Source organism: Pseudomonas sp. 30_B, assembly GCF_017491605.1.
GTDB lineage: Bacteria > Pseudomonadota > Gammaproteobacteria > Pseudomonadales > Pseudomonadaceae > Pseudomonas.
In genome coordinates this window covers 130824-147111 of sequence record NZ_JAFGYY010000003.1, presented here as the reverse complement: position 1 = coordinate 147111, position 16288 = coordinate 130824, and the positions used below count along the sequence as shown (strand labels likewise).

Here is a 16288-nt window from a genome sequence, read left to right as displayed (position 1 = left end):
CGAGAACCTTAGAAGTAGCCCTGACGTTTCTTTTCTTCCATCGAACCTGCGGCATCGTGGTCGATGACCCGGCCCTGGCGTTCGGAAGTCCGCGTCAGCAGCATTTCCTGGATGATTTCCGGCAGCGTGGTGGCGGTGGACTCCACCGCGCCGGTCAGCGGGTAGCAGCCCAGGGTGCGGAAGCGCACCATCTTCTTCTGGATGCTGGCCTTCTGCTCGGGCGTGAGGTGCTCGAGGATGCGCTCGTCGTCGATCATGATCAGCGCGCCATTCATCTCGATGACTTCGCGCTCGGCGGCGAAGTACAGCGGCACGATCGGGATCTGTTCCAGGTAGATGTATTGCCAGATGTCCAGCTCGGTCCAGTTCGACAGCGGGAAGACGCGGATCGACTCGCCCTTCTTCACCTTGCCGTTGTAGACGTTCCACAGCTCGGGACGCTGGTTCTTCGGGTCCCAGCGGTGCTTGCTGTCGCGGAAGGAGTAGACGCGCTCCTTGGCGCGGGACTTCTCCTCGTCGCGGCGGGCACCACCGAAGGCGGCATCGAAGCCGTACTTGTCGAGGGCCTGCTTGAGGCCTTCGGTCTTCATGATGTCGGTGTGCTTGGCGCTGCCGTGGGTGAAGGGGTTGATGTCCTGCGCCACGCCATCGGGGTTGATGTGGGTGATCAGGTCCAGGCCCAGGTCACTGACCATCTTGTCGCGGAAGCTGTACATCTCCTGGAATTTCCAGCGAGTGTCGACGTGCATCACCGGGAACGGCAGCTTGCCGGGGAAGAAGGCCTTGCGCGCGAGATGCAGCATCACCGCGCTGTCCTTGCCGATCGAGTACAGCATCACCGGGTTATCGAACTCGGCGGCCACCTCGCGGATGATGTGGATGCTCTCCGCTTCCAGCTGTTTCAGATGCGTCAGTTTGTCGACCATGGCTACTCACGGAATTGCTTATGGACGGCCTTCGGGCCGTAGACGAGGGCGCACTCTAACACAGCGCGAGACTCTAACCGGCGCGCCTTTTATACCGAAAAAATATACACATATAGCCGTCCGCGCTCACTGGTGAAGCCCGCGGGATTGCCGGCCTGCATGGCATTCCAGCACCTGGGATACGAAGCTCCGAACGCGCCGCGAATGACTCCTCGAATACGCCCTGCCGATCATCCGGAAAACGCTTCCTGCAACAGATTGAGAGCCAGTACTTCGCGACTTGCGCTTGCCTGGAAAGCGCGCTGCGCTAGCATAGCGAGCACTTTTACCCGCCCCAGAAGATTTCCCATGCGCCGCATCGCTTTCGCTCTGCCTTTGCTTGTCCTGATTTCAGCGTGCAGCAGCAAACCCACACCCGCTCCACAGGCCGCCGCCAAGCCGCAAGCCCCCACGCTCATCAGCCCGAGCGCCCATCCGACGTTCGGCTCGGTGCAGCCGATCACCCCGCTGCGCGGCGATTACGCCAACAATGCCAATGCCAATCGCTTCATCGACATGATGGTGAGCAAGCACGGCTTCAACCGGCAGGACCTGCATGACCTGTTCGCCCAGACCCAGGAACTGGACTGGGTAATCCGCCTGATGGACCGCCAGGCACCGACCTACACGCCGCCCAGCGGGCCGAACGGCGCCTGGCTGCGCTACCGGAAGAAGTTCATCACTCCGGGCAACGTGCAAAATGGCGTGCAGTTCTGGAACCAGTACGAGGGCGACCTGATGCGCGCCTACCGTACCTATGGCGTACCGCCGGAAATCATCGTCGGCATCATCGGCGTGGAAACCCGCTGGGGTCGCGTGATGGGCAAGACGCGGATCATCGATGCGCTGGCCACCCTGTCCTTCTCCTACCCGCGCCGCGCCGAGTTCTTCAGCGGCGAACTGGAGCAGTTCCTGCTGCAGGCACGCAAGGAGGGCGACGACCCGCTGGCACTGCGCGGCTCCTATGCCGGCGCCATGGGCTACGGGCAGTTCATGCCCTCATCCTTCACCCAGTACGCGGTGGACTTCGACGGCGACGGTCATATCGACCTGTGGAACCCGCGCGACGCCATCGGCAGCGTGGCCAACTACTTCAAGCAGCACGGCTGGATCAGTGGCGACATGGTGGCGGTGCCCGCCAGCGGCCAGGCGCCATCGCTGGAGAATGGCTTCCAGACCCTGTACCCGGTCGCCACCCTGTCCGCCGTCGGCCTGCGCCCGCAGGGCTCGCTCAACGGCCACCAGCAGGCCAGCCTGCTGCGCCTGGACATGGGCAGCAACTACCAGTACTGGTACGGCCTGCCGAACTTCTTCGTGATCACCCGCTACAACCACAGCACCCACTACGCCATGGCCGTGTGGGAACTGGGCAAGGCCGTAGGCCAGGCGCGCCAGCGCTACGCGACGACGCCGTAAGCGTTCCGGCCGAGGCCGGCCGTGCCGGCCCTAGAGCTTGATTACGATCTCGCGAGCTAGAGCAGAACAAGGCAAAAACAGGCGAGGACGCGGAGTTTACGAGCTGTAAATGAGCATTCCGAGCCTGTTTTTAACGCAGTTGTGCCGACGCGCAGCAGATCGTAATCAGGCTCTCAGGCGGGATTCGGGCAATCGATGAACAGATGCTCAACGGCGAAGCGCCTGGCGAGGTAATCCCCCAGCGCCTGCACGCCGTATCGCTCGGTGGCGTGGTGGCCGGCGGCAATGAAGCTGATGCCGTTTTCCCGAGCGCTGTGCACGGTCTGCTCGGAAACCTCGCCGGTCAGGTAGGCGTCCACGCCGGCAGCGATCGCCTGGTCGATATAGCCCTGGGCACCGCCGGTGCACCAGGCGATGCGGCGGATCGGCCGCTCGCCTTCCACCAACAGCGGTTCGCGCCCCAGCACGTCGCGCACGTGGATCGCCAGATCGCTCGGCAACATGGGCTCGGGCAGCGAGCCGACCAGCACGATGGAGCGCGGATTGCCCGGCTCCAGCGGCCCCTCGATCTCAAAGCCGAGCTGGCGGCCGAGCTGCACGTTGTTGCCCACCTCGGGGTGCAGGTCCAGCGGCAAGTGATAGGCCAGCAGGCTGATGTCGCGGTTCAGCAGGGTCTTCAGGCGCCGCTGCTTCATGCCGACCACGCAAGGGTTCTCGCCCTTCCAGAAATAGCCGTGATGCACCAGCACCACATCGGCGTCGGCTTCCACGGCGGCATCCAGCAGCGCCTGGCTGGCGGTCACGCCGGACAAGATGCGGCGCACCTGTGGGCGCCCCTCGACCTGCAGGCCGTTGGGGCAGTAATCCTGGATCTTCGCCGCATCGAGAAAACGGTCCGCTTCCTCGACCAGCGTACTCAGTGCGATAGCCATCGAAATTCCTCCAACAACGGCGGCGAACGTCTATTTTCTTGGCCCGCCGCCCGTATAATGGCCGCCACCCTATCGGCCATCCCCCGGCCAAGCAACCCCAAGGATTTTCTTCGATGCTGAAGGCCCTGCGTTTCCTCGGCTGGCCCGTGCTGGTTGGCGTCCTCTTGGCGCTACTGATCATCCAGCATAACCCCCAGTGGGTCGGCCTACCGCAACAGGAAGTGCATCTGCAGCAAGCGCCCCTGCTCAGCCGTCTCCAGCAGGGCCCGGTCAGCTACGCCGACGCCGTGACCCGTTCCTCGCCCGCGGTGGCCAACCTGTACACCACCAAGATGGTCAGCAAACCGAACAACTCGATGCTCGACGATCCGCTGTTCCGTCGCTTCTTCGGCGATAACCTGCCGCAGCAGAAGCGCATGGAGTCGAGCCTGGGTTCGGCGGTGATCATGAGCCCGGAAGGCTACCTGCTGACCAACAACCACGTGACCGCCGGCGCCGACCAGATCGTCGTGGCCCTGCGCGACGGCCGCGAGACCATCGCCCGGCTGGTGGGCAGCGATCCCGAGACCGACCTCGCGGTGCTGAAGATCGATCTCAAGGACCTGCCGTCGATCATGCTCGGCCGTTCCGACGGTATCCACACCGGCGACGTCTGCCTGGCCATCGGCAACCCCTTCGGCGTCGGCCAGACCGTGACCATGGGCATCATCAGCGCCACCGGCCGCAACCAGCTGGGCCTGAACACCTACGAAGACTTCATCCAGACCGACGCGGCAATCAACCCGGGCAACTCCGGTGGCGCACTGGTGGATGCCAACGGCAACCTGATCGGCATCAACACCGCGATCTTCTCCAAGTCCGGCGGTTCCCAGGGCATCGGCTTCGCCATCCCGACCAAGCTGGCCCTGGAAGTCATGCAGTCGATCATCGAGCACGGCCAGGTGATCCGCGGCTGGCTCGGCGTGGAAGTCCAGCCGCTGACCCCGGAACTGGCGGAATCCTTCGACCTCAAGGACAAGGCCGGCATCGTCGTCGCCGGCGTCTATCGCGACGGCCCTGCCGCCAAGGCCGGCCTGCTGCCGGGCGACATCATCCTCAGCATCGATGGGGAGGTCGCCGGCGATGGCCGCCGCTCGATGAACCAGGTGGCGCGCACCAAGCCGGGCGAGAAGATCGAGATCCAGGTGCTGCGCAATGGCAAACCGGTGACGCTCAACGCCGAAGTCGGCCTGCGCCCGCCGCCGACTCCTAACGGCGGCTGAGGCCAGAACCCGAAAACGAAAACGGCGCCCGAGGGCGCCGTTTTCGTTTACTGCGAAAGCCTTACAGCTTCAGACGCAGCGCATCCACCAGCGCCTGGTTCTGCTCCTCGGTGCCGATGCTGATGCGCAGGAACTGGTTGATCCGCGGCTGCTTGAAGTGACGCACGATCACGCCTTCCTCACGCAGGGCTGCGGCCAGCTCGGCGCCATCACGCTGCGGATGACGGGCGAAGATGAAGTTCGCCGCCGACGGCAGCACGTCGAAGCCCAGGGTCTTGAGCTCGGCGACCAGCTTCTCGCGGCTGTGGATAACCGCGTTGCAGGTCTGCTCGAAATAGGCCTGGTCCTCGAAGGACGCCACCGCGCCGGCCAGGGCCAGGCGGTCCAGCGGATAGGAGTTGAAGCTGTTCTTCACCCGCTCCAGCGCTTCGATCAGGTCCTCGTGGCCGACTGCGAAGCCGACCCGCAGGCCCGCCAGCGAGCGCGACTTGGACAGGGTCTGCGCCACCAGCAGGTTCGGGTAGCGATTGACCAGGGAAATCGCAGTCTCGCCACCGAAATCGACGTAGGCTTCGTCCACCAGCACCACGCTGTCCGGGCTGGCCTGCAGCAGGCGCTCGATGGCCTCCAGCGGCAGCAGGCAACCAGTGGGCGCGTTGGGGTTGGGGAAGATGATGCCGCCGTTGGGGCGCGCGTAATCCTCGACGCGAATCTGGAACTGCTCGTCCAGCGGCAGCGCTTCGAAGTCGATGCCGTAGAGGCCGCAGTAGACCGGGTAGAAGCTGTAGGTCACGTCGGGGAACAGCAGCGGCTTGCCGTGCTGGAACAATGCGTGGAAGGCATGAGCCAGGACCTCGTCCGACCCGTTGCCGACGAAGAGCTGGGAGGTCTTCACGCCGTGGTACTCGGCGATGGTCTGCTTCAGGCGGTCAGCGTTCGGGTCCGGGTACAGGCGCAGCGTGTCGTTCAGCTCGGCCTGGATTGCCGCAACCACCTTCGGCGATGGGCCATAGGGGTTCTCGTTGGTGTTCAGCTTGATCAGCTTGGCCAGCTTCGGCTGCTCGCCCGGAACGTAGGGCACCAGTTCCTTGACGAAGGGACTCCAGAATTTGCTCATGCGTTACTCACTCTTGTCGTCAAGGATGCGGAATTCGGCGCTGCGCGCGTGGGCGGTCAGCGACTCGCCACGGGCCAGGATCGAAGCGGTCTTGCCCAGCTCGGAAGCACCCGACGCGGAGCAGAAGATGATCGAGGAGCGCTTCTGGAAGTCGTACACGCCCAGCGGTGAGGAGAAGCGCGCAGTACCGGAAGTCGGCAGCACATGGTTCGGACCGGCGCAGTAGTCGCCCAGCGCCTCGGCGGTGTAGCGGCCCATGAAGATGGCGCCGGCGTGGCGGATCTTCGGCAGCCAGCTTTCCGGGTCGGCCACGGAAAGCTCCAGGTGCTCCGGAGCGATACGGTTGGCGACCTCGCAGGCACGCGCCTGGTCGGCGACCAGGATCAGTGCACCGCGATTGGTCAGCGAAGTGCGGATGATCTCGGCGCGCTCCATGGTCGGCAGCAGCTTCTCGATGCTGGCGGCGACCTTGTCCAGGAATTTGGCGTCCGGGCTGACCAGGATGGCCTGGGCATCCTCGTCGTGCTCGGCCTGGGAGAACAGGTCCATGGCGATCCAGTCGGGATCGGTGCCGCCGTCGCAGACCACGAGGATTTCGGAGGGGCCGGCGATCATGTCGATGCCGACCTGGCCGAACACGTGGCGCTTGGCGGTGGCGACATAGATGTTGCCCGGGCCGACGATCTTGTCCACCTGCGGCACGCTCTCGGTGCCGTAGGCCAGCGCAGCCACGGCCTGGGCGCCACCGATGGTGAAGACGCGGTCGACGCCGGCGATGCAGGCGGCGGCCAGGACGATTTCGTTGATCTCGCCGCGCGGAGTCGGCACCACCATCACCACTTCGGCGACGCCGGCGACCTTGGCCGGAATGGCGTTCATCAGCACGGACGACGGATAGGACGCCTTGCCGCCGGGCACGTACAGGCCGGCGCGATCCAGCGGGGTGACCTGCTGGCCGAGCACGGTGCCGTCGGCTTCGGTGTAGCGCCAGGAGTCCTGCTTCTGCTTCTCGTGGTAGCTGCGCACGCGATTGGCGGCGGTTTCCAGCGCTTCGCGCTGGGCCGGGGTGATGCGGGTCAGGGCCAGCTCCAGGCGCTCGCGCGGCAGGATCAGGTCGGCCATGGACTTGGCGTCGACTCCGTCGAAGCGCTGGGTGAACTCCACAACGGCAGCGTCACCACGGCTGCGCACGTCGGCGATGATGTCCAGCACGCGCTGGTTCACCGCATCGTCGGACACGCTTTCCCAGGAGAGCAGATGGTCCAGATGACGCGCGAAGTCCGGATCGGCGGCGTTGAGTCGACGGATGGCGAAGGGTGCGGTCATAGCTGGCCTCTTTAATTGGCGTGATTAGGACCTGTCCCTGGTCGTCGCGAGCGAAGATCAGGCAAGGCGAAAACAGGCGAGGAAGCGGAGTTCACGTGCTGTGAATGAGCATTCCGAGGCTGTTTTCAACGCCGCCTGATCGAGTGCAGTAGATCAGGGACAGGTTCTCGGGCGCCGCAAGACTACCAAGCCTACCGTGCGGGCACCCGAGAAAATTTGGCTATGACACGGATAGGCGGGCGCGGCAGATAGCCGCGCTAGGAATTACGCCCGGTGTCGAGACTCTACCGCTTCGCGCAGGGTGTCGATCAGGGCCTGGATGCGCGCGTGCTGCATCTTCATCGAAGCCTTGTTCACGACCAGGCGCGAGCTGATGTGCGCGATCAGTTCCTGGGGCTCCAGGCCGTTCGCGCGCAGGGTATTACCGGTGTCGACCACGTCGATGATCTTGTCGGCGAGGCCGACCAGCGGTGCCAGCTCCATCGAGCCGTACAGCTTGATCACGTCGACCTGACGGCCCTGTTCGGCATAGTAGCGCTTGGCGACGTTGACGAACTTGGTGGCCACGCGCAGGCGCCCCTTGGGTTCCGGCGCGCCGACCGCGCCGGCGGTCATCAGCTTGCAGTTGGCGATCTTCAGGTCCAGCGGCTCGTACAGGCCCTGGCCACCGTATTCCATGAGTACGTCCTTGCCCGCCACGCCGAGGTCGGCGGCACCGTGCTCGACGTAGGTCGGCACGTCGGTGGCGCGCACGATCAGCAGGCGCACGTCATCGAGGGTGGTGGGGATGATCAGCTTGCGGCTCTTGTCCGGATTCTCGGTCGGCACGATGCCTGCCGCTGCGAGCAGCGGCAGGGTGTCGTCGAGGATGCGGCCCTTGGACAGGGCAATCGTCAGCATGGTCTGGCTCAGCCCTAGCCCGGCACGCGGCGAATCTTCGCCCCGAGCAGTTGCAGTTTCTCTTCGATGCACTCGTAACCACGGTCGATGTGGTAGATGCGGTCGATCATGGTGTCGCCTTCGGCCACCAGGGCGGCGATCACCAGGCTGGCAGAAGCACGCAGGTCGGTCGCCATGACCGGTGCGCCCTTGAGCTGCGGAACGCCGGTGACGATGGCGGTGTTGCCTTCGACCAGGATCTGCGCACCCATGCGGTTCATTTCGTAGACATGCATGAAGCGGTTCTCGAACACGGTCTCGATGACCGCTCCGGTACCTTCGGCGATGGCGTTCATGGAGATGAACTGCGCCTGCATGTCGGTGGGGAATGCCGGGTACGGCGCAGTGCGGATATTCACCGCCTTCGGCCGGTTGCCCTTCATGTCCAGCTCGATCCAGTTGCTGCCGGTGGTGATGTGTGCGCCGGCTTCGACCAGCTTGGCCAGCACGGCCTCGAGGATGGTCGGATCGGTGTCCTTGAGCTTGACGCGGCCACCGGTGGCGGCAGCGGCGGCCAGGTAGGTGCCGGTCTCGATGCGGTCGGGCATGACGCTGTACTTGGCGCCGCCACCCAGGCTTTTTACACCGTTGATCACGATGGTGTCGGTGCCGGCACCCTGGACATCACCGCCCATGGCGTTGATGAAGTTGGCCAGGTCGACGACCTCGGGCTCGCGCGCGGCGTTTTCCAGCACGGAGCGGCCATTGGCCAGCGCGGCGGCCATCATGATGTTCTCGGTACCTGTCACGCTGACGGTATCGAAGAAGAAGTGCGCGCCAACCAGGCCGCCGGCCGGAGCCTTGGCCTTGATGTAGCCACCTTCGACGGTGATCTGCGCGCCCATGGCTTCGAGGCCACGGATGTGCAGGTCCACCGGACGCGAACCGATGGCGCAACCGCCGGGCAGCGCGACTTCGGCTTCGCCGAAGCGGGCAACCATCGGGCCGAGCACCAGGATCGACGCGCGCATGGTCTTCACCAGCTCGTAGGGCGCCACCAGGGTCTTGATGGTGCTGGCGTCGACTTCGACGTTGAGCTTCTCATCGATGATCGGCTGTACGCCCATGCGGCCGAACAGCTCGATCATGGTGGTGATGTCGTGCAGGTGCGGCAGGTTGCAGACGGTCACCGGGGTGTCCGCCAGCAGGGTTGCGGCGAGGATCGGCAGCGCGGAGTTCTTGGCGCCGGAGATGCGGATCTCGCCATCGAGACGAGTGCCGCCGGTAATGATCAGTTTATCCATTGCAATATTCCCCGTGGGCTCAGGAACGCTCGGCCCAGGCGGCGCGGCTGAAGAATTTCATGGTGACGGCATGGATGGCGCCCGAGGCGATCCACTCGTTCAGGTGGGCATAGATCTGCTGCTGGCGCTTGACCGGGCTCAGGCCGGCCAGCTCGTCGCTGATCAGGTTCAACTGGAAGTTGCAGCCTTCACCTTCCACTTCAACCTGGGTACCTGGCAGTTTCTCTTCCAGGAAGTTTTTGACTTCTACGGCCTGCATGCTCAACCTCGTTCGGCGCCCTACGCGCGCGGGTCGGCCATGATACAAAAAAGCCCCCCGCCTGCGAACCCCGGCAGGGGAAGTCGCGGACGGAGGGCTTTCTCAATGTTTCAATGCTGTAACGGCAGGATCTCCAGGAGACCGCCAACCTTGGCGATTTCCTGCATGTCCTTGGGCATCCCAACGATCTGCAGCGTTTTACCGGCCTTGCGCGCATCACGGGTGAAGGACAGCAGCAGCGACAATCCGACGCTGCTGGAGCGCTCCACCGCCGAGCAATCCAGACGCACTGCGCTGGCCTTGCTCGCGGCGATCAGGCAACCGCCCTGCGTGCGCAACGCAGGGCCGGTGCTGTAGTCCAGCACACCGGCCAGCGCAAGCTCACCGTCGGCGCGCTGCGTGACGCTGCCTTGGCTCATTGGGCGCCGCCTTCCGGCTTCTGGCCCTTGGCCGATTCCTGCGCGTGGGCAACTACCTGACCCCAACCCGCAATGGTCTTCTCCAGGTCATTGCCGTTCTTCTGCATGGAGTCGGCGAACTGGTCGCGGAACAGCTTGCCGATGTTGATACCGTTGATGATCACGTTACGCAGACGCCAGTTGCCGCCCTGGTTGACCATGGTGTACTGCACCGGATAGACGGCACCGTTGGTACCGACCACTTCCATGTTCACCGCAGCACGTTCCGGGTCCTGCTTGCCAGTGGACGGCAGCACGCGGATGGTCTGGTTGTCGTACTCGAGCAGGGCGTTGCCGTAGAACTGGAACAGGCTGCCCTTGAAGGTTTCCTCGAAGCGCTTGATCTGCTCCGGAGTGGCGCCGCGCGAATACTTGACGGTCATCACACCCTTGGCGATGCCCTCGGAGTCAACCACCGGACCGAGAATGCGGTTCAGGGTGTCGTAGAACGCCTGGGGATTGGCCTTGTAGTTGGCCTTGTTGGTTTTCAGGTCACTCAACAGGCTGTCGACGGTCTGCTGTACCACTTGCTGTGCGGTCTGCTCGGCCTGAGCGAACAGCGGCAGCATGGCGAGCACGACCAGAAGGCCACGACGCAGGGTTTTCAACATGGAATGAGTCCTCATTTCTTCGAGTCGTCTTTGTTGACTGAATTCAGCAGGAATTTGCCGATCAGGTCTTCGAGCACCAGGGCGGACTGGGTGTCCTTGATGGTATCGCCATCCTTGAGCAACTCTTCGTCGCCGCCGACGCTGATACCGATGTACTTCTCACCCAGCAGGCCGGCGGTGAGGATGGAAGCGGTGGAGTCGTCCGGCAGGTTGTTCACCTGACGATTGATCTCCATGGTCACGCGCCCGCGGTAGGTATCGTGATCCAGATCGATAGCGGTGACCTTGCCGATGGTCACACCCGCCATGGTCACCTTGCCGCGCACGGTGACACCGGAAATATTGTCGAAATAGGCATACAGTCTGTAGGTGTCGCCCGAATTGCCGATAGTCAGGCCGCTGACCCGCAGGGCCAACAGCAGCAGGGCCAGCAGACCGGCCAGAATGAACAGGCCTACACCAATCTCCAGGGTGCGGGTTTGCATCAGAAGTCTCCAAACATCAAAGCGGTCAGGATGAAGTCCAACCCCAGCACGGCCAGGGAGGCATAGACTACGGTGCGCGTCGTTGCGCGGCTGATACCTTCCGAGGTGGGCTCGCAGTCATAGCCCTGGAAGACGGCGATCCATGTCACCACGAAGGCGAACACCACGCTCTTGATCACACCATTGAGGATGTCCTTGGTGAACACCACGCTGTTCTGCATGTTCGACCAGTAGGAGCCGTCGTACACGCCCAGCCAGTCCACCGCGACCATCGCCCCGCCCCAGATGCCGACGACACTGAAGATAGTCGCCAGCAGAGGCATGGAAATGAAACCGGCCCACAGGCGCGGCGCAATGATGTACTTGAGCGGATCGACGCCAATCATCTCCAGGCTCGACAGCTGTTCAGTGGACTTCATGTTGCCGATTTCAGCGGTCAGCGCCGAACCGGCACGGCCCGCGAACAACAGACCTGTCACCACCGGCCCCAGTTCACGCAGCAAAGTCAGTGCCACCATCTGGCCGACGGCCTGCTCGGAACCATAGCTCACCAGGATGTTGTAGCCCTGCAGGGCCAGCACCATGCCGATGAACAGCCCGGACACCACGATGATCGCCAGCGACAGCACGCCCACCGAATAAAGCTGCTTGACCAGCAGCTGGAAGGCCCCGCTGTGAACGCCGCGACCGAAGATGGCGTGCACCAGGAACAAGCTGGAACGGCCGAGCGACTCGAGGACATCGAGGCCTGCACGCCCGAGCAGACGAATTCGCTCGAGCGGTGAAGTCTTGCGCATCAGCGTTCTCCCAGCAGATCGACGCGATAATCGCGGGCAGGATAATGGAACGGCACGGGGCCGTCGGGGATGCCCTTCATGAACTGGCGTACACGCGCATCGTCGAGCTGCTGCAGCTGATCCGGCGTACCGTGCCCGAGCACGCGGCCGTCACCGACGATATAGATGTAGTCGGCGATGCTGGCGGTCTCCGCCAGGTCGTGGGAGACCACGATGCTGGTGATGCCCAGCGCATCATTGAGCAGGCGGATCAGGCGCACCAGAACACCCATGGCGATCGGGTCCTGCCCCACGAACGGCTCGTCGTACATGAGGATCTGCGGGTCCAGCGCAATGGCGCGGGCCAGCGCCACACGGCGCTTCATGCCGCCGGACAGTTCGTCCGGCATCAGTTCGACCGCCCCACGCAGGCCCACGGCCTGCAGCTTCATCAGGACGATGTCCCGGATCATCTCGTCAGGGAGCTGGGTATGCACCCGCAGCGGGAAGGCGACGTTCTCGAAGACATCCAGGTCGGTGAACAGCGCACCACTCTGGAACAGCACGCCGAACTGCTTGCGCATGTCGAACAGGTCGCCGCGCCCCAGGGTGGGGAGATTCTGCCCGTTGACCCACACCTCGCCGCTGGACGGGCGCAGCTGGGCGGCAATCAGCCGCAGCAGGGTAGTCTTGCCGCAACCCGAGGGGCCCATGATCCCGGTGACCTTGCCGCGCGGGATGCGGATATCCACGTTATCGAAAATCGCACGCTGGCCGCGCTTGAAGGTCAGCCCCTTCAACTCGACAGCGTATTGGTCGTTCGTGCTCATAGAACTCCTTGCATCACGGCACTGTCCCTTTGGCCCGCCCCAACAAAGAGTACGGCGCGGCGCGACAGGCCGAACGGCCGCGAACTATAGCACTCCGGCAAGCGCCGCCCCAAGGCCCGCCCCGGGGTCGTTAAGGGAATGTTCAGCAAAATACGTTCACATTAAGAATGTGTGTGATGAGCCTTTGGCGCTTTTCCCGTTATAATCTCGCCCTTCACTTCGCTCCACGCCTTTTCGAACATGAGCCAGAAACACGATTTCATCCACTCGGCACAACGTACCATCCGCCTCGAGCGCGATGCCGTGGACTCACTGCTGGAGCGCATCGGCGCGAACTTCACGCACGCCTGCGAGCTGCTGCTGGCCTGCAAGGGACGCGTGGTGGTGGTCGGCATGGGCAAGTCCGGGCACGTCGGCAACAAGATAGCCGCCACCCTGGCCAGTACCGGCACGCCCGCGTTCTTCGTACACCCGGCCGAAGCCAGCCACGGCGACATGGGCATGATCACCCGGGACGACGTGGTCATCGCGCTGTCCAACTCCGGGTCGACCGCTGAAATCGTCACCCTGCTGCCCCTGATCAAGCGCCTGGGCATCACCCTGATCAGCATGACCGGTAATCCGGAGTCGCCGCTGGCCAAGGCCGCGGTCGTCAACCTGGATGCCAGCGTCGAGCAGGAAGCCTGCCCGCTGAACCTCGCCCCCACCTCGTCGACCACGGTGTCGCTGGTACTCGGCGACGCGCTGGCCATCGCCCTGCTGGAGGCCCGCGGCTTCACTGCCGAGGACTTCGCCTTCTCGCACCCCGGTGGTGCGCTGGGCCGTCGCCTGCTGCTCAAGGTCGAAAACGTGATGCACGTTGGCGAAGAACTGCCGCAGGTACTGCTCGGCACCTCGCTCAGCGGCGCGCTGCTGGAAATGACCCGCAAGGGCCTGGGCATGACCATCGTCCTGAACGATGCGGGCACGCTGGCCGGTCTCTTCACCGACGGCGACCTGCGCCGCACCCTGGACAAGGGCCTGGACGTGCGCCAGGTGACCATCGACCAGGTGATGACCGTGCACGGCAAGACCGCCCGTCCGGACATGCTCGCCGCCGAAGCCCTGAAGATCATGGATGACCACAAGATCAGCGTCCTCGTCGTGGTCGACGAACAGGACCGTCCGGTGGGCGTCCTGCACATCCACGACCTGACCCGCGCGGGAGTGATCTGAATGAGCGCCGACCTGCTGCTGCGCGCCAAGGCCGTTCGCCTGGCGGTCTTCGACGTCGATGGCGTACTGACCGACGGCAAGCTCTATTTCCTGCCCGACGGCAGCGAATTCAAGACCTTCAACACCCTGGACGGCCACGGTATCAAGATGCTCATGGCCTCCGGCGTGCGCACCGCGATCATCACCGGCCGCTCCAGCCCCGTGGTCGAGCGCCGGGCGAAGAACCTGGGCATCACCCACTTGTTCCAGGGCCGCGAAGACAAGCTGGTCGCCCTCGACGAACTGCTCGCCGAACTCGGTCTAGGCTATGAGGAAGTCGCCTACCTGGGCGATGACCTGCCCGACCTGCCAGCCATCCGCAAGGCGGGCCTGGGCATGGCGGTGGCCAGCGCCGACGCGTTCGTCCGCCAGCATGCCGACGGCGTCACCCAGGCACGCGGCGGCGAAGGTGCGGCCCGCGAGTTCTGCGAGCTGATCCTGCGCGCCCAGGGCAATCTCGAAGCCGCCCAGAACGCGTACCTCTAGAGCCGAACATGCCCAAGACACTCCGCCAGAAGCTGTTGTTCGCCCTGCTCGCCGTCCTGCTGATCGCGCTCGGCTATTACTGGAACGTCCGCCTGGACTTCAACGAGCGCCAGCTCAAGTCGCAGACCAACGACGCCATCGATTTCTACGCGGTCAACGCCCACAGCGTGCAGTACCGCGTCGACGGAACGCTCGCCTACGAGATGACCGCAGACAAATTGGAACACCTGAAAGCGACCGACGTGACCCTGGTGACCACGCCCGACCTGTACTTCTACCGCGTACAGGAGCCGCTGCCGTGGCACGTCCAGAGCATTCGCGCCGAAGTGGGCCCCGAGGGCAAGCAGGTCGAGCTGATCGACGACGTGCGCGTGGCGCGCACCGATGCGCAACAGCGCACGCTGCTGCTCAACACCACCCGGATGACGGTTTTCCCGGACAAGGACTATGCGCAGACTGACCAGCCCGTGAAAATCACCGAACCCAACGGTGTGACCACGGCCGTTGGCATGAAAGCGTATCTGAAAGACAGCCGGATGCTCCTGCTGTCCAACGTAAGAGGTCAGCATGAGGCTCGTTAACACCCTCCCCCTTCTCTTCAGCCTCGCCGCCGCCATCGGCAGCTCCGCTGCATGGGCGCTTCCCACCGACCGGGAGCAGCCCATCCGCGTCCAGGCCGACAGCGCTGAACTGGACGACAAGCAAGGCGTTGCCGTCTACCGTGGCGACGTGGTGGTAACCCAGGGCAGCATGAAGCTGACCGGCAATACCGTCACGCTCAAGCAGAACAAGAACGGCGATATCGAGGTCGTGACCTCGGTGGGCAAGCCCGCCTACTTCGAGCAGAAGCCCGCGCCGGAGAAAGAGATCACCAAGGCCTACGGCCTGACGATCCAATACTTCGTCACCCAGAACCGCGTCATACTGATCGACCAGGCCAAGGTGATCCAGGAAGGCAACACCTTCGAAGGCGAGAAGATCGTCTATGACACCCAGCGCCAGATCGTCAATGCAGGCCGCGCCACCGGCGCCCAGGTAACCACCCCGCGCCCGCGTATCGACATGGTCATCCAGCCCAAGAAAAAGCAGGATCAAGCGCAGTAATGGCTACGCTCACCGCCCAGCACCTCGCCAAGAGCTACAAGAGCCGGCAAGTGGTCCGCGATGTCAGCATGAGCATCGACAGCGGCCAGATCGTCGGCCTGCTCGGCCCCAACGGAGCGGGCAAGACCACCTGCTTCTACATGATCGTCGGTCTTGTCCGCGCCGACCAGGGCGTGGTCCGCATCGACAATCAGGATGTGACCCACCTGCCGATGCACGGCCGAGCGCGCGCCGGCATCGGCTACCTGCCGCAGGAAGCCTCGATCTTCCGCAAGCTCTCGGTGGCGGATAACATCCGCGCGATCCTCGAAACCCGCAGCGACCTGGATCGCAGCGGCCGCCAGGAAGCCCTGGAGGGCCTGCTCGAGGAATTCCACATCCACCACATCCGCGACAACCTCGGCATGAGCCTGTCCGGTGGTGAGCGGCGCCGCGTGGAAATCGCCCGCGCCCTGGCCAGTGCGCCGAAGTTCATCCTGCTGGACGAACCCTTCGCCGGCGTCGACCCGATCTCCGTGGGCGACATCAAGCAGATCATCCATCACCTCAAGGCCAAGGGCATCGGTGTGCTGATCACCGACCACAACGTGCGCGAGACACTGGATATCTGCGAAACCGCCTACATCGTCAACGACGGTCAACTGATCGCCGAAGGCAGCGCCGAGACCATCCTCGCCAACGATCTGGTGAAGGAAGTCTACCTGGGCCACGAGTTCCGTCTCTGACCCGGTGACCGCCCTCCCGGCGGCGCTCCTCCTCCCTCCGCCGACGGCCCGGACCTGCATCCGGCGCCGCGCGTCGGGCTGTCTCGTAGTTGCCTGATA

The 16288-nt window shown here is 63.9% G+C and carries 19 protein-coding genes; 7 read left to right on the top strand and 12 right to left on the bottom strand.

Features of this window, described 5'->3' with window-relative positions:
• Positions 1 to 8 precede the first annotated feature (8 nt).
• Positions 9 to 926 carry a sulfate adenylyltransferase subunit CysD gene (gene cysD, locus J5M67_RS04375; RefSeq protein WP_207883688.1) on the bottom strand — a complete coding sequence of 306 codons (918 nt, stop codon included), beginning with the start codon at positions 924 to 926 and terminating at the stop codon, positions 9 to 11.
• Between the two features lie 348 nt (positions 927 to 1274).
• On the opposite strand from cysD, the gene mltB reads away from it, so the two are divergent.
• A complete protein-coding gene (gene mltB, locus J5M67_RS04370) occupies positions 1275 to 2381 on the top strand; it encodes a lytic murein transglycosylase B (RefSeq protein WP_207883686.1) in 1107 nt (368 codons plus the stop codon).
• Between the two features lie 173 nt (positions 2382 to 2554).
• On the opposite strand, the gene J5M67_RS04365 is transcribed toward mltB, so the two are convergent.
• A complete protein-coding gene (locus tag J5M67_RS04365; RefSeq protein ID WP_207883684.1) occupies positions 2555 to 3313 on the bottom strand; it encodes a Nif3-like dinuclear metal center hexameric protein in 759 nt (252 codons plus the stop codon).
• 113 nt (positions 3314 to 3426) lie between these two features.
• Between J5M67_RS04365 and algW the strand changes: the two genes are divergently transcribed.
• Positions 3427 to 4575 (top strand): Do family serine endopeptidase AlgW, encoded by a 1149-nt coding sequence (gene algW / locus J5M67_RS04360; RefSeq protein WP_207883681.1) that lies wholly within the window; start codon positions 3427 to 3429, stop codon positions 4573 to 4575.
• 61 nt (positions 4576 to 4636) lie between these two features.
• On the opposite strand, the gene hisC is transcribed toward algW, so the two are convergent.
• The 10 genes from hisC to J5M67_RS04310 all read right to left on the bottom strand — a co-directional run bounded on the left by hisC (position 4637) and on the right by J5M67_RS04310 (position 12620).
• Positions 4637 to 5692, bottom strand: coding sequence for a histidinol-phosphate transaminase (gene hisC, locus J5M67_RS04355; protein ID WP_207883679.1), 1056 nt, complete (start codon positions 5690 to 5692; stop codon positions 4637 to 4639).
• Positions 5693 to 5695: 3 nt separating this feature from the next.
• Positions 5696 to 7018, bottom strand: coding sequence for a histidinol dehydrogenase (gene hisD / locus J5M67_RS04350; protein WP_207883677.1), 1323 nt, complete (start codon positions 7016 to 7018; stop codon positions 5696 to 5698).
• Between the two features lie 264 nt (positions 7019 to 7282).
• Complete coding sequence (hisG, locus tag J5M67_RS04345; RefSeq protein ID WP_017518137.1) at positions 7283 to 7918, bottom strand: ATP phosphoribosyltransferase; 636 nt, start codon at positions 7916 to 7918, stop codon at positions 7283 to 7285.
• Between the two features lie 14 nt (positions 7919 to 7932).
• Positions 7933 to 9201, bottom strand: coding sequence for a UDP-N-acetylglucosamine 1-carboxyvinyltransferase (gene murA, locus J5M67_RS04340; RefSeq protein ID WP_207883675.1), 1269 nt, complete (start codon positions 9199 to 9201; stop codon positions 7933 to 7935).
• 19 nt (positions 9202 to 9220) lie between these two features.
• Positions 9221 to 9460: a BolA family protein gene (locus tag J5M67_RS04335; protein ID WP_207883669.1), complete on the bottom strand. Its 240-nt coding sequence runs from the start codon at positions 9458 to 9460 to the stop codon at positions 9221 to 9223.
• Positions 9461 to 9570: 110 nt separating this feature from the next.
• Complete coding sequence (locus J5M67_RS04330; RefSeq protein ID WP_207883667.1) at positions 9571 to 9879, bottom strand: lipid asymmetry maintenance protein MlaB; 309 nt, start codon at positions 9877 to 9879, stop codon at positions 9571 to 9573.
• Positions 9876 to 10529, bottom strand: coding sequence for an ABC transporter substrate-binding protein (locus tag J5M67_RS04325; RefSeq protein ID WP_207883665.1), 654 nt, complete (start codon positions 10527 to 10529; stop codon positions 9876 to 9878). The genes J5M67_RS04330 and J5M67_RS04325 overlap by 4 nt, the downstream gene beginning before the upstream one ends.
• An 11-nt stretch (positions 10530 to 10540) precedes the next feature.
• Positions 10541 to 11014, bottom strand: a complete 474-nt coding sequence (gene mlaD, locus J5M67_RS04320; RefSeq protein ID WP_207883657.1) for an outer membrane lipid asymmetry maintenance protein MlaD — start codon at positions 11012 to 11014, stop codon at positions 10541 to 10543.
• Positions 11014 to 11811 carry a lipid asymmetry maintenance ABC transporter permease subunit MlaE gene (mlaE, locus tag J5M67_RS04315; RefSeq protein WP_207883654.1) on the bottom strand — a complete coding sequence of 266 codons (798 nt, stop codon included), beginning with the start codon at positions 11809 to 11811 and terminating at the stop codon, positions 11014 to 11016. Before mlaE ends, mlaD begins: the two co-directional genes overlap by 1 nt.
• Positions 11811 to 12620, bottom strand: coding sequence for an ATP-binding cassette domain-containing protein (locus J5M67_RS04310; protein ID WP_207883652.1), 810 nt, complete (start codon positions 12618 to 12620; stop codon positions 11811 to 11813). The genes mlaE and J5M67_RS04310 overlap by 1 nt, the downstream gene beginning before the upstream one ends.
• A gap of 240 nt (positions 12621 to 12860) precedes the next feature.
• Here J5M67_RS04310 and J5M67_RS04305 point away from each other — a divergent pair, with 240 nt between their 5' ends.
• From J5M67_RS04305 to lptB, 5 genes are read left to right on the top strand one after another with little or no spacing between them, the layout of a single operon-like run.
• Positions 12861 to 13835 (top strand): KpsF/GutQ family sugar-phosphate isomerase, encoded by a 975-nt coding sequence (locus tag J5M67_RS04305; RefSeq protein WP_207883649.1) that lies wholly within the window; start codon positions 12861 to 12863, stop codon positions 13833 to 13835.
• Entirely contained in the window at positions 13836 to 14360 is a 525-nt protein-coding gene (locus J5M67_RS04300; protein WP_207883647.1) for an HAD family hydrolase, read from the top strand. It begins immediately after the preceding gene.
• An 8-nt stretch (positions 14361 to 14368) separates the two neighbouring features.
• Complete coding sequence (lptC, locus tag J5M67_RS04295; RefSeq protein ID WP_207883645.1) at positions 14369 to 14941, top strand: LPS export ABC transporter periplasmic protein LptC; 573 nt, start codon at positions 14369 to 14371, stop codon at positions 14939 to 14941.
• Complete coding sequence (gene lptA, locus J5M67_RS04290) at positions 14928 to 15464, top strand: lipopolysaccharide transport periplasmic protein LptA (protein WP_207883643.1); 537 nt, start codon at positions 14928 to 14930, stop codon at positions 15462 to 15464. The genes lptC and lptA overlap by 14 nt, the downstream gene beginning before the upstream one ends.
• Entirely contained in the window at positions 15464 to 16189 is a 726-nt protein-coding gene (lptB, locus tag J5M67_RS04285; RefSeq protein ID WP_207883641.1) for an LPS export ABC transporter ATP-binding protein, read from the top strand. The genes lptA and lptB overlap by 1 nt, the downstream gene beginning before the upstream one ends.
• Positions 16190 to 16288 lie beyond the last annotated feature (99 nt).

What these genes read in the sequence shown, in the direction of transcription:
- lptA (WP_207883643.1), top strand. Translation starts at nt 14,928, where the DNA reads ATGAGGCTCGTTAACACCCTCCCCCTTCTCTTCAGCCTCGCCGCCGCC.
- J5M67_RS04310 (WP_207883652.1), bottom strand. Translation starts at nt 12,620, where the DNA reads ATGAGCACGAACGACCAATACGCTGTCGAGTTGAAGGGGCTGACCTTC.
- J5M67_RS04325 (WP_207883665.1), bottom strand. Translation starts at nt 10,529, where the DNA reads ATGTTGAAAACCCTGCGTCGTGGCCTTCTGGTCGTGCTCGCCATGCTG.
- murA (WP_207883675.1), bottom strand. Translation starts at nt 9,201, where the DNA reads ATGGATAAACTGATCATTACCGGCGGCACTCGTCTCGATGGCGAGATC.
- J5M67_RS04300 (WP_207883647.1), top strand. Translation starts at nt 13,836, where the DNA reads ATGAGCGCCGACCTGCTGCTGCGCGCCAAGGCCGTTCGCCTGGCGGTC.
- hisD (WP_207883677.1), bottom strand. Translation starts at nt 7,018, where the DNA reads ATGACCGCACCCTTCGCCATCCGTCGACTCAACGCCGCCGATCCGGAC.
- J5M67_RS04335 (WP_207883669.1), bottom strand. Translation starts at nt 9,460, where the DNA reads ATGCAGGCCGTAGAAGTCAAAAACTTCCTGGAAGAGAAACTGCCAGGT.
- mltB (WP_207883686.1), top strand. Translation starts at nt 1,275, where the DNA reads ATGCGCCGCATCGCTTTCGCTCTGCCTTTGCTTGTCCTGATTTCAGCG.
- mlaE (WP_207883654.1), bottom strand. Translation starts at nt 11,811, where the DNA reads ATGCGCAAGACTTCACCGCTCGAGCGAATTCGTCTGCTCGGGCGTGCA.
- hisC (WP_207883679.1), bottom strand. Translation starts at nt 5,692, where the DNA reads ATGAGCAAATTCTGGAGTCCCTTCGTCAAGGAACTGGTGCCCTACGTT.
- lptB (WP_207883641.1), top strand. Translation starts at nt 15,464, where the DNA reads ATGGCTACGCTCACCGCCCAGCACCTCGCCAAGAGCTACAAGAGCCGG.
- cysD (WP_207883688.1), bottom strand. Translation starts at nt 926, where the DNA reads ATGGTCGACAAACTGACGCATCTGAAACAGCTGGAAGCGGAGAGCATC.
- J5M67_RS04305 (WP_207883649.1), top strand. Translation starts at nt 12,861, where the DNA reads ATGAGCCAGAAACACGATTTCATCCACTCGGCACAACGTACCATCCGC.
- algW (WP_207883681.1), top strand. Translation starts at nt 3,427, where the DNA reads ATGCTGAAGGCCCTGCGTTTCCTCGGCTGGCCCGTGCTGGTTGGCGTC.
- J5M67_RS04330 (WP_207883667.1), bottom strand. Translation starts at nt 9,879, where the DNA reads ATGAGCCAAGGCAGCGTCACGCAGCGCGCCGACGGTGAGCTTGCGCTG.
- lptC (WP_207883645.1), top strand. Translation starts at nt 14,369, where the DNA reads ATGCCCAAGACACTCCGCCAGAAGCTGTTGTTCGCCCTGCTCGCCGTC.
- hisG (WP_017518137.1), bottom strand. Translation starts at nt 7,918, where the DNA reads ATGCTGACGATTGCCCTGTCCAAGGGCCGCATCCTCGACGACACCCTG.
- mlaD (WP_207883657.1), bottom strand. Translation starts at nt 11,014, where the DNA reads ATGCAAACCCGCACCCTGGAGATTGGTGTAGGCCTGTTCATTCTGGCC.
- J5M67_RS04365 (WP_207883684.1), bottom strand. Translation starts at nt 3,313, where the DNA reads ATGGCTATCGCACTGAGTACGCTGGTCGAGGAAGCGGACCGTTTTCTC.